The 10,910-nt window shown below is 30.6% G+C and carries 11 protein-coding genes, 2 tRNA genes and 1 riboswitch; of the genes, 8 read left to right on the top strand and 5 right to left on the bottom strand.

Annotation, left to right across the window (positions count from 1 at the left end; translation table 11 throughout):
• On the bottom strand, window positions 1-203 hold a 203-nt coding region (locus Q0370_RS11085), incomplete at its 3' end, for a hypothetical protein (RefSeq protein WP_299575697.1).
• Window positions 204-298: 95 nt separating this feature from the next.
• Between Q0370_RS11085 and Q0370_RS11080 the strand changes: the two genes are divergently transcribed.
• The 3 genes from Q0370_RS11080 to ruvA all read left to right on the top strand — a co-directional run bounded on the left by Q0370_RS11080 (window position 299) and on the right by ruvA (window position 3,079).
• Window positions 299-1,552, top strand: a complete 1,254-nt coding sequence (locus Q0370_RS11080) for a D-alanyl-D-alanine carboxypeptidase family protein (protein ID WP_299575695.1) — start codon at window positions 299-301, stop codon at window positions 1,550-1,552.
• A gap of 71 nt (window positions 1,553-1,623) precedes the next feature.
• Complete coding sequence (gene murI / locus Q0370_RS11075; RefSeq protein WP_299575693.1) at window positions 1,624-2,409, top strand: glutamate racemase; 786 nt, start codon at window positions 1,624-1,626, stop codon at window positions 2,407-2,409.
• Window positions 2,410-2,437: 28 nt separating this feature from the next.
• A complete protein-coding gene (ruvA, locus tag Q0370_RS11070; RefSeq protein ID WP_147004863.1) occupies window positions 2,438-3,079 on the top strand; it encodes a Holliday junction branch migration protein RuvA in 642 nt (213 codons plus the stop codon).
• Between the two features lie 58 nt (window positions 3,080-3,137).
• Window positions 3,138-3,235, bottom strand: a riboswitch (SAM riboswitch).
• 95 nt (window positions 3,236-3,330) lie between these two features.
• On the opposite strand, the gene Q0370_RS11065 is transcribed toward ruvA, so the two are convergent.
• The 4 genes from Q0370_RS11065 to Q0370_RS11050 all read right to left on the bottom strand — a co-directional run bounded on the left by Q0370_RS11065 (window position 3,331) and on the right by Q0370_RS11050 (window position 5,613).
• Entirely contained in the window at window positions 3,331-4,578 is a 1,248-nt protein-coding gene (locus Q0370_RS11065) for a transposase (protein ID WP_299575690.1), read from the bottom strand.
• Between the two features lie 424 nt (window positions 4,579-5,002).
• A complete protein-coding gene (locus tag Q0370_RS11060) occupies window positions 5,003-5,362 on the bottom strand; it encodes a YbaB/EbfC family nucleoid-associated protein (protein ID WP_006805621.1) in 360 nt (119 codons plus the stop codon).
• A 67-nt stretch (window positions 5,363-5,429) separates the two neighbouring features.
• Window positions 5,430-5,514, bottom strand: a tRNA-Tyr gene (locus Q0370_RS11055).
• A gap of 23 nt (window positions 5,515-5,537) precedes the next feature.
• Window positions 5,538-5,613 (bottom strand) — tRNA-Thr (locus tag Q0370_RS11050).
• Between the two features lie 149 nt (window positions 5,614-5,762).
• Here Q0370_RS11050 and Q0370_RS11045 point away from each other — a divergent pair.
• The 5 genes from Q0370_RS11045 to Q0370_RS11025 all read left to right on the top strand — a co-directional run bounded on the left by Q0370_RS11045 (window position 5,763) and on the right by Q0370_RS11025 (window position 10,752).
• Window positions 5,763-6,020, top strand: a complete 258-nt coding sequence (locus Q0370_RS11045) for a SemiSWEET family transporter (protein WP_012806652.1) — start codon at window positions 5,763-5,765, stop codon at window positions 6,018-6,020.
• 288 nt (window positions 6,021-6,308) lie between these two features.
• Window positions 6,309-8,954, top strand: coding sequence for a valine--tRNA ligase (locus Q0370_RS11040; protein ID WP_299575678.1), 2,646 nt, complete (start codon window positions 6,309-6,311; stop codon window positions 8,952-8,954).
• A 267-nt stretch (window positions 8,955-9,221) separates the two neighbouring features.
• On the top strand, window positions 9,222-9,332 hold the full coding sequence (locus tag Q0370_RS11035; RefSeq protein WP_172618798.1) for a lipoprotein: 111 nt from the start codon (window positions 9,222-9,224) through the stop codon (window positions 9,330-9,332).
• 44 nt (window positions 9,333-9,376) lie between these two features.
• Entirely contained in the window at window positions 9,377-9,802 is a 426-nt protein-coding gene (locus Q0370_RS11030; RefSeq protein ID WP_147005889.1) for an NfeD family protein, read from the top strand.
• Window positions 9,803-9,837: 35 nt separating this feature from the next.
• Window positions 9,838-10,752 carry an SPFH domain-containing protein gene (locus Q0370_RS11025; RefSeq protein WP_021743309.1) on the top strand — a complete coding sequence of 305 codons (915 nt, stop codon included), beginning with the start codon at window positions 9,838-9,840 and terminating at the stop codon, window positions 10,750-10,752.
• Window positions 10,753-10,910: the final 158 nt, after the last annotated feature.

The raw sequence follows: 10,910 nt of genomic DNA, 5'->3' as shown, positions 1-10,910 counted from the left end.
CCACGTTCATTATCTGCAATTGCCCATATTTTACGATGCAATTCTGCTCTTTGTGTCGTTTCATTTGATTCTTTTGTATTTTTCATTTTTTCTCCTAAATATTTGTTTTTATATTCCGTTATATAATTAAATTGAAATTTTTTATAGATAATTATTGAGAATTTTTTAAAGACATTCAGGCAGATAGCAATCAAATCAAACAAGTTTTATCAATAAATTTACAAATGAAAAACTAATATGAAAATGTTATATTACTCTTTAGGAAATTTATCAGATAGAAAAGAGGAAAGAAAGGAAAATGGGAAAGAAAATAAAAAATAGAAATAAAAGTAAAAAAATAATATTATCCATAGCATTTATGATTACATCAGCATTTTCGTTTGCTGAAGGGGAGAATTATCATGACTATAAAGCTTTATTAATAGGGGATGTTAATGGAAATATTATAAAGGAAGATAACAGTTCAGCAGTTCGTCCATTAGCGTCTGTTACAAAAATTATGACATCAATATTGACATTAGATAAAATTAAGCAAGGTTCAATTTCATATGAGGACAAGGTAACAGTTTCATCAAAAGCGGCTTCTGTTCCTTATGGAATAAAATTAACTGCTGGAAAGCAATATACAGTAAGGGATTTATTAAAGGCAACTATTATAAAATCATCAAACAATGCGGCTTATGCACTTGCTGAATATGTTGCGGGTGATGTGCCAAGTTTTGTAAATTTAATGAATCAGAAAGCAAGAAGTTATGGGCTAAATTCTCTTCGATATTGCTCTCCGCACGGATTACCGCCTAAGTATACAGGTTCTTGTATGGATCAGGGGAATGCTAAGGATTTGTATAAATTGGCTCAAATCACATTAAGGGATTATAGTGAATACTTAAATTTCTCAAAAAACAAAACAGATTATGTAGATAACGGAAATACAAAAGTAAGTTCTACAAATTCACTTTTAGGAAATGTTTTGGGAGTAGATGGAATAAAAACAGGCTATCATGAAGCAGCAGGTTCAAATATAGTTTTGACGGCAAACAGAGGCAATGATAGAATGATAGCAATTATTTTAGGTTCAGACAGAGCGAGAGATAGAAATGCAATAGGTGCAAAAGAGATAAATGATTATTATGCAAATGGCTATGCTAGAAAGAATCGTGGAAATAATAATTATGCAAGCAGTTCTGCTAACACTGGTAATGCTGTAAAAGTTAATGAAAGTAATAAAGCCGAAAATAATAATGCTCCAAAAGGAAACAAGGTAGAACAATTTTTTAATACAATTTTTGGAAAAAATAACAATAATAATTCAGCTAAGAAAATGAAAATTATAAGCAGAAATGATGTAGTAGCAGTAGCAACAATTGGAAATAATAGATATAATTTATACCCTACAAAAGATGTAGAAATAACTGCAACTCAAAGACCAAATCTAACTTACACAGTAAACTTGAATTCAGGAGTAACTAAAAATAGCAGGGGAAAAATTGTAGGAACGTATATTGCAACTGATGGAACTTTGACTTATAGTGGGGAACTGATTATGAAATAATATAAAAAGAGCTGTTGTTTTTTAACGGCTCAATTTTATTTTTTAAAATATAACAACAGGAAGGAAATAAAATGTCTATTGGAGTATTTGATTCGGGAATTGGGGGACTTACGGTATTAAAAGAGATTAGAAAAGTATTGCCAAATGAAAAAATATATTATCTCGGAGATACAGCAAGAGTTCCTTATGGAGAAAAGACAAAAGAACTGATTGTAAGGTACTCAAAAGAAATTGTTGAGTTTTTACTGGAAAAAGAAGTAAGCGCTATTGTAGTGGCTTGCAATACAGCTACTGCCCTTGCATTAAAAGAACTGAAAGAAACTTTTAAAATACCAATTATAGGGGTAATAGAGGCTGGAGCAAGAACAGCAATAAATACTACAAAAAGTAATAAAATTGGTGTAATTGGAACGAAAGCAACTATAAAATCGGGGAAATATGAAGAAGAAATAAAACTTTTTAATACAAAGGCAGAAGTATTTCAGAAGGCATGTCCGCTTTTTGTTCCAGCTGTAGAAGAAGGAATTTTAAGCGGTAAGCTTGTTAATCAGATAATAAAGACATATTTAGATGATTTTGAAGGGAAAGTTGATACATTAATACTAGGGTGTACTCATTATCCGCTTTTAAAAGAGGCAATTGGAAAAATTTATCCAGATATAAAAATAGTGGATCCGGCAAGGGAAACAGCGTTAGATTTGAAAAAAATTTTACAAAAAAATGAATTTTTAAAAAATGATGCTAAGAAAAATGAAGAAGTAAAATATTATGTAACAGATGGGCAAGAAAAATTTAAAGAAATTGGAATTATGTTTTTGGAAGAAAATATTTCAGAAGTTGAATTAGTAAAATTATAAATTACAAATTTAAAAAGAAAGGGTATAAATGTTTGAATATATTTTAGGAAAATTAGCAGTGAAGAAAGTTGATTATGTTGCTTTAGAGATAAATGGCTTGGCATATAAAATCCATATATCCCTAAAAACATTTGAAAAAATAGATAATATTGGAAGCAACGAAAAATTATACATTTATACAAATGTAAAAGAAGATGATATTTCTCTTTACGGATTTAAAACACAAAATGAAAGGGAACTTTTTAAAGCACTAATAAGTATAAGTGGAGTAGGACCAAAACTTGCAATTGCAATACTTTCTACTTTTAATATGAGAGAAATTATTGATATTGTTACAGAGAACGAATCAAAAATCTTTACAAGAGTTCCAGGACTGGGTATAAAAAAAGCTCAAAAGATAATACTGGATTTGAAAGATAAAGTGAAAAAACTGGATGTAGTAGAAGTGATTGAAGAAAATAGCAATATATTAAGTGGAAAACTGATAACTTCAGAAGTATCAGATTCTAGAGTTTTGTTAATGAAGGAAGATTTGAAATTGGCTTTAGAATCTTTGGGATATGTAAATACAGATGTTTCTAAATGGATAAAAGATAGTGAGTTAGTTCAAATAAAAGATATTAGTGAAGCTATAAAAATAGTTTTGCAGAAAATTCAAAATAAAAAATAAAAAAGATAAACTTTATTTTAAAATAAAAAAACTCTTCCTGCAAGGAAGAGAATTAAAATTCTTATCTTTGCATTCAATGCCGGATTTAGCACCTTGTTTTTACAGGTTGCTGGATACTCAAAACGGGCCGTTCCCTAGTATCTCTCTTGATAAGTTTGGATTAAATTGTTCTCTGAACCTCCCACGACTAAAGTCGCAGGGTTCTAAAATCTTTAAAAATATTTAAAAATTTTCTAAGAAGTTTGATAGCTTTACACTACCCTTATTCTTTTAGGTGTGTTCAGCTCACCTCTATTGTATAGGACACTTAAGTCCACAACTTTACTTTTTCTTAAAATATTTAATGCTCCATTACAATCTGCATTTATGAGTTTACCTGTGCTTGTTTGATATAGTCCTCTTTTTATTCTTTTTCCACTGAATATATATTCTTGCGGATTTTCTTTATCATATATTGGAATTTCATCTCCATCAAAGAAACTTGCTTTTGATGTATAACTCTCTTCTTGTAGTTTAAATTCTATTCCATATAGTTTACATAGATATATTAATTTATCTCTTAATTTTCCATATGGTATATTTACAAAGTTTTGATTATTTATACTTCCTATATTTGAATTTCTTTGAAAATCTTCATTATATCCTAGAACTAGTTTTCCTATATCATTATTAAGACAATAATTTATTATTATTCTTGCTGCTTTTGAAAGATAATCTTCTATACGATTATTTCTCTTTCTAGCTATTCTCTTTTGCCTTAATGTTGTGCGGGAGGTCTTTTGCTTATCTTTTATGCTTTGTAATTTTGCATTTATCTTGTTATAGTATTGATTTATTGATTTTAATTTTCTACCATCTATCAGGAATGAAGCTCCATTATTTGTAACACAAGTACATAGATTATCTATACCTAAATCTATTCCTAGTCCATTTTCTTTATTTAATTCCCTTTGAACTTCTTCTACTTCATAAGTATATTGAATTTCAAAGTACCTAGAATGTTGTTTTGGTATTATTCTAATCTCTTTTATCTTCTTGTCTTTTAATACTGGTGGCAGCTTAATTTTAACTTCCTGATGAGTTTTCTTAAACGAATTTGAATAAGGAACTATCAGCATATCATCTTTTAATCTAACAAAACCTATAACAAGAGTTGTAAAACCATCTTTAGCAAGATATTTAGGTAATTTTATTTTTTTATTATCATATTGACCATTCTTAGCAAGTTTTAAAAGTCCAAAAAATGATTTGAAACTTCCGTCTACTTCTTTTAGAATTTGTTGAGCCATATTAGAATTTAACTTCTTATAGTTCTCACTATTTTTAAGCATTTTATAGTTTTCATTATAACTTAAATACTTTTTCTTATTAAAATAGTATTGTCTAATATTATATATAGCTTCATTAGTTAAGTTCTTGGCTATATGAGATAAATATTTTAAATTCCTAAACTCCTTTTTACTAAGATGTTTTACTTGTTGTTTTAATGTTAAATACATATATAATCACCTCCTTTTCATCAGAGATATTATACCATGTATTCTACATTTTATCTGTCAAAAAAGTAATATTTTTAAATATTTTTAAAACTTGCTAGTCTGATATTCTTCCAAATTCATCAGCTGGTTTTTGTACAGCTTTTACTATTTGAATAACACATATTACAAATTCAACTAAAAGAATTATTATTCCAACTAAAAGAAAGTATGTTAATATTCCTATTATTCCTGCAATTAGAAAATATATTCCCTCCTGTTTTCTACCTGCATAAAATGCATGAATTCCAAAAGTTCCAAAAAACTAAGCTATCAAACAATAAATTACTTTATTATATTTAGGTTTCTCATTTATTGCATTTTCAGGCAAATTAGTTTCTGACATAACGTATCCTCCTTAAATTTATTTATATATTATAATTTTTTATTAGAATAATCCTGGAATACTTACTCCACCAGTAACTACTTCCATTTCTTTTTCAGCCATTTCTTCAGCTTTATCCAAGATTTCATTTACTGCATTTACAATTAAGTCTGAAACAATTGTTGCATCATTTTCATCAATTGCATCTTTTAATACATCCAATGAAATTGATAAATCTACAATTTTTTTCTGTCCGTTTGCTTTTACAGTAATTCCTCCACCAGCAACAGATGTTTCTACGAATTTATCTTTTAATCCTTCTTGAATTTTTAACATTTCTTGTTGCATTACTTGAGCTTGTTTGATTATATCCTGTTGGTTTCCACCAGATTTATTTCCTGCTCCTTTTATTTTTCTAACCATAGTTGATAATTCCTCCTGCGAATTATAATTTAATATTTATAATAATTTTTATTTTTATAAAAAAAAATGGTGGAGAGAGAAGGATTCGAACCTTCGAAGGCTGAGCCGGCAGATTTACAGTCTGATCCCTTTGGCCACTCGGGAACCTCTCCACAACATTCTAAATTTTAAATAGTGGTGCCGCTTGTCGGACTCGAACCAACCACCTACTGATTACAAGTCAGTTGCTCTACCAGATGAGCTAAAGCGGCAAAATTTACAAAAACATTATATCGGATTTTTATTGTAATGTCAAGGAAAAATTAATTTGATTTTTTGTTGTTTTTTCAAAGGGCTTTATGGTATACTTTTGTCATCGATACTTATTAATTTATTGAAATTTAAAAGATTGGAGAACAAAATGAGCGAAAAAAATTTAAAAATCTTAGGATGGATTGGAACATTACTTTCTGTAATAATGTATGTGTCTTATGTTCCACAAATAATGGGGAATTTACATGGGAATAAAACATTTTTTTTGCAACCTTTAGCAGCTACAATTAACTGTACAATATGGACAAGTTATGGTCTTTTAAAAGAGAAAAAAGATTATCCGCTGTCAGCAGCAAACTTACCAGGAGTAATCTTTGGACTGCTTGCAACAATTACAGCATTTTAGACAATTTAATTTTAAAAATTTATTGTAAAGTTCATTTGAATGATAATCAATCATTTTTATGAGCTTTTTTTTGATAATTTCTTTATAAAAGTAGAAAAAAAATCAGCTTTGTGATAAAATATACAATATAATTTAATTAATCTGTAAAATAAAAAAATATAGCAATTCTAGTTTAAAATGAGAGTGGAGGATTGAGCTATAGTTATTAGTCAATTCATTATTTTTATATATTTTTGCTCTAGTTTTTAAGTGAGTTAGTTATATGAAATTAAAATAGGAGGAAAAATAATGCCAAATGAACTGAATAAAGTTTATTCACCAAATGAGATAGAAGATAAATGGTATAAAATATGGGAAGAAAAAGGATATTTTAATGCACAGCACAATGCAGAAAAGCCAGGATATTCAATTGCTATTCCACCACCAAATGTTACAGGGATTTTGCATATGGGTCATATGCTTAACAACTCAATACAGGATGCGATTATTAGATATAAGAGAATGAGCGGATTTGATACACTTTGGATTCCAGGGATGGATCATGCTGGGATTGCTACACAAAATAAAGTTGAGAGAATGCTGGCTGATGAAGGAACTTCTAAAGAGGAAATTGGGTATGATGAGTTTTTGAGAAGAACTTGGGAATGGAAGGAAAAACATGGTGGGCTGATTACGAAGCAGCTTAGAAAACTGGGAGTCTCGCTGGACTGGACAAGAGAGAGATTTACTATGGATGAAGGGCTTTCGGAAGCTGTAAAAGAAGTGTTTATCAAACTTTATAACGATGGGCTTATTTATCGTGGAGAATACATTGTAAACTGGTGTCCGCATGACAAGACGGCACTTGCTGATGATGAGGTAAATCACGAGGATAAAAATGGAAAAATCTGGGAAATCAGATACCCAATTAAAGATAGCGATGAAGAATTTGTAATTGCTACAACTCGTCCTGAAACAATGCTTGGAGATACAGGAGTTGCAGTAAATCCAAATGATGAAAGATACAAGCATCTGATTGGCAAAACTGTAATTTTGCCTCTTATGAACAGAGAAATTCCAATTGTGGCAGATGAATATGTAGATATGGAATTTGGAACTGGAGTAGTTAAGATGACTCCGTCACACGATCCTAACGACTTTGAAGTGGCAAAAAGAACTGGACTTGCATTTTTAAATATTTTTACAGAAGATGCGCATGTAAATGAAAATGGTGGTAAATATCAAGGGCTAGAAAGATTTGCGGCTAGAAAGGCTATACTTGCTGATTTGGAAGAGCAGGGACTGCTAGTTGGAGTAAAAGATCATAAAAATGCTGTGGGGCATTGCTACAGATGTAATTCGATTATCGAGCCAAGAGTTTCTACACAATGGTTTGTAAAAATGGAGCCGCTTGCAAAAAGAGCATTAGAAGTTGTAAAAAATGGAAAAATTCAAATTACGCCAAAAAGATGGGAAAAAGTTTATTACAACTGGCTGGAAAACATAAGGGACTGGACAATTTCACGTCAAATCTGGTGGGGACACAGAATACCTGCCTATTATGCAGAAGACGGAACAGTTTTTGTAGCAAAAAGTCTGGAAGAGGCAAAAGTTCAGGCACGTGAAAAATTTGGAAAAGATGTGAACTTGACAGAAGAAACAGATGTGCTTGATACTTGGTTTTCATCAGCATTATGGCCATTTTCAACATTAGGCTGGCCAAATGAAACTGAAGACTTGAAAAAATTCTTTCCAACAAATGCACTTGTTACAGGTGCAGACATATTGTTCTTCTGGGTAGCAAGAATGGTAATGATGAGTCTTTATATAAAAGATGAAATTCCATTTAATTATGTTTATCTGCATGGAATTATACGGGATGAAAAAGGTAGAAAAATGAGTAAATCTCTAGGAAACTCTCCTGATCCGCTTGACTTAATAGCAAAATATGGTGCAGATGCAATAAGATTCAGCTTTTTATACAATACTTCCCAAGGACAGGATATTCATTTTTCAGAAAAACTGCTTGAAATGGGTTCAGCTTTTGCGAATAAAGTGTGGAATGCATCAAGATTTGTGTTGTCAAATCTGGAAGATTTTGATGTTTCAACAACTGTGGATAATTCGGAATTTAAACTTGAAGATAAATGGATTTTATCCAAATTGCAGACTGCTTCAAAATTGATTAATGAAAATATGGAAAAATATGAACTGGACGCTGCAGCAAAATTGGCATACGAATTTTTCCGTGGAGATTTCTGTGACTGGTATGTAGAAATTGCCAAAACACGTGTCTATGGACAGGAAGGCAGTGATAAAGTTGTGGCACAATGGGTGTTAAGACACGTTCTTGATAAAGGGCTTAAAATGCTGCATCCATTTATGCCGTTTATTACTGAGGAAATTTGGCAAAAATTACAAACTGGTGAAGAAACAATTATGTTATCAGATTTTCCAAAAGAAGAAAAAGAGTTTATAAATATCGAGGCTGAAAAGGAATTTGACTATCTGAAGGAAATTATTTCAGCAATTAGAAATATCCGTGGAGAAGCAAATGTTTCGCCATCTAAGAAAATTGAAGTTATTTTCAAGACAGCTGATGAAAATGCAAGAAATATTTTACAAAATAATGCCAAAATACTGGATAAACTGGCAAATGTTGAAAAATATGAATTTAATGTGGAAATTCCAAAACTTGTAGGATTTAGATTGGTTGATACAACTGAGATCTATGTTCCGTTAGCAGAGTTAATTGATTTAGACAAGGAAATTGAAAAATTGGAGAAAAGTATTGAAAAAACTCAAGTTGAACTGGATAAAGTATTGAAAAAATTATCTAATGAGAATTTTGTTGCAAAAGCAAAACCTGAAGCTGTGGAAAAAGAAAGAAGAATAAAAGAAGAGCTTGAAAACAAAATTGCCAAGTTTAAGGAATCAATGAATTTGTATAAATAGTATTGGGATTTAAGCTATCAGACAAGTTTAATGAATAAAAAACTTGAAAAATTAAGATTATAATTGTAAAATACATTAAACAAAATAAATTTAAAATGGAGGAAATATGAGAAAGCTTTTGATATTGGTCTTATTGGCTTTAGCTTTAAGTTCGTGCTTATCAGCTAATGTAGGTGTTGGACCAGGTGGATTGCATGGTGGAGTTGGAGTTTATTTCTAGATTTTAAGCCAACTAAATGGGAAAAATTTTTTAAGAGGTGAGATAAAATGAAAAAACTAATTATTTTGATTATGATTTTGTTCACGCTTGCGGCTTGCAGCAGTACTGGAAAAGGGACAAATTCGATTCATGTTGGAGTAGGTGTTTCAGGACTTTAAGATTTTGTAGCTGAAGTATTTATCAGAAAAAAGGAGAGAGAAAAATGGGAGCATTATTTTGGGCAATTTTGTCAGGAATAACAGCAATTCTGGAAATAATTATTCCAGGGCTTGTAACAATTTGGTTTGCACTTTCAGCTTTAATTGTAATGTTTCTTGCAAATTTTATAGAAGATTCGCTAATACAGTTTTTAATATTCGCTGTACTTTCGGTAATTTTCCTAATATTTACACGTCCAGTCTTGAGAAAATACATTGAATCGCAAAGAAAGACAAATTTTGATGCGAGCATGAAAGGGACTGATGTAAAAATTGAAAAAGTAGTCGATACTAAACAAGCTGAAAAGGAATATGAAGTAAAATTTAAAGGATCTATTTGGACAGGAGTAAGCGAGGAAATATTGTCAAATGGAGAAATTGTTAAAATTAAAGGTTTTAAAGGCAACAAGATAATTCTTGAAAGAAAGTAATAATTTTTTAAATAAAAATAGGAGGTAATATTATTATGTACTGGACTTTACCATTAATAGTTATTCTTATTGTAATAGCGTTAATTTACATTTTTAAATCAATAAAGATTGTACCGGAATCACGTGTACTTATAATTGAAAAATTGGGAAAATACGATAGATCTTTAAATTCAGGACTTAGTTTTCTGAATCCATTTTTTGACAGGGTTGCAAGAAGCGTTTCTTTAAAAGAACAAGTTGTGGATTTTCCGCCTCAGCCTGTTATTACAAAGGATAACGCCACAATGCAAATTGATACAGTTGTTTATTTTCAGATAACTGATCCAAAGCTGTATACTTATGGAGTAGAGCGTCCACTTTCAGCAATTGAAAATTTGACAGCGACAACTTTGAGAAATATTATTGGAGATATGACAGTTGATCAGACATTGACTTCAAGAGATATTATCAACACAAAAATGCGTCAAGAACTGGATGATGCCACAGATCCTTGGGGAATAAAAGTAAACCGTGTGGAATTGAAAAGCATCTTGCCACCAGCTGACATTCGTGTAGCAATGGAAAAGGAAATGAAGGCAGAACGTGAAAAAAGGGCAAACATTCTGGAAGCACAAGCAAAAAGGGAAGCGGCAATCTTGGTTGCAGAAGGAGAAAAACAGGCTGCAATTTTAAGAGCAGAAGCTAAAAAAGAACAGCAGATAAAAGAAGCAGAAGGGCGTGCAGAAGCAATCTTATCAATTCAAAAAGCACAAGCAGAAGCATTGAAACTGTTAAACGAAGCTGCACCAACAAAAGAGGTATTGTCATTAAAAGGAATGGAAACATTTGAAAAAGTGGCAGACGGAAAATCAACAAAAATCATTATTCCAAGCGAATTACAAAATCTGGCTGGAATGGTTACAGCATTTTCGGAACTTGCTAAAAAAGATAAAGATGTGGAACAAAAATAAAATAGATGGGACTGGACAAAATGTTCAGTCTTTTTTTTAAAATTTTTAAATTACATAGATTGTAATAATATAATCTTGAAAAAAATAGCTTTATACTAAATTTGATTTAAAATTTTTATAATAGGTTTGTTTAATATCTAATTTATAGTTATTCAAGT

Source organism: uncultured Leptotrichia sp., from assembly GCF_938036635.1.
Taxonomy (GTDB): domain Bacteria; phylum Fusobacteriota; class Fusobacteriia; order Fusobacteriales; family Leptotrichiaceae; genus Leptotrichia; species Leptotrichia hongkongensis.
Note: the sequence above shows the minus strand (reverse complement) of the source record. Positions and strands in the feature narration are given on the sequence as shown.

Excerpts from the sequence above, each read along its gene's own strand:
- Q0370_RS11080 (WP_299575695.1), top strand. The coding sequence starts at position 299 with ATGGGAAAGAAAATAAAAAATAGAAATAAAAGTAAAAAAATAATATTA.
- murI (WP_299575693.1), top strand. The coding sequence starts at position 1,624 with ATGTCTATTGGAGTATTTGATTCGGGAATTGGGGGACTTACGGTATTA.
- ruvA (WP_147004863.1), top strand. The coding sequence starts at position 2,438 with ATGTTTGAATATATTTTAGGAAAATTAGCAGTGAAGAAAGTTGATTAT.
- Q0370_RS11065 (WP_299575690.1), bottom strand. The coding sequence starts at position 4,578 with ATGTATTTAACATTAAAACAACAAGTAAAACATCTTAGTAAAAAGGAG.
- Q0370_RS11060 (WP_006805621.1), bottom strand. The coding sequence starts at position 5,362 with ATGGTTAGAAAAATAAAAGGAGCAGGAAATAAATCTGGTGGAAACCAA.
- Q0370_RS11045 (WP_012806652.1), top strand. The coding sequence starts at position 5,763 with ATGAGCGAAAAAAATTTAAAAATCTTAGGATGGATTGGAACATTACTT.
- Q0370_RS11040 (WP_299575678.1), top strand. The coding sequence starts at position 6,309 with ATGCCAAATGAACTGAATAAAGTTTATTCACCAAATGAGATAGAAGAT.
- Q0370_RS11035 (WP_172618798.1), top strand. The coding sequence starts at position 9,222 with ATGAAAAAACTAATTATTTTGATTATGATTTTGTTCACGCTTGCGGCT.
- Q0370_RS11030 (WP_147005889.1), top strand. The coding sequence starts at position 9,377 with ATGGGAGCATTATTTTGGGCAATTTTGTCAGGAATAACAGCAATTCTG.
- Q0370_RS11025 (WP_021743309.1), top strand. The coding sequence starts at position 9,838 with ATGTACTGGACTTTACCATTAATAGTTATTCTTATTGTAATAGCGTTA.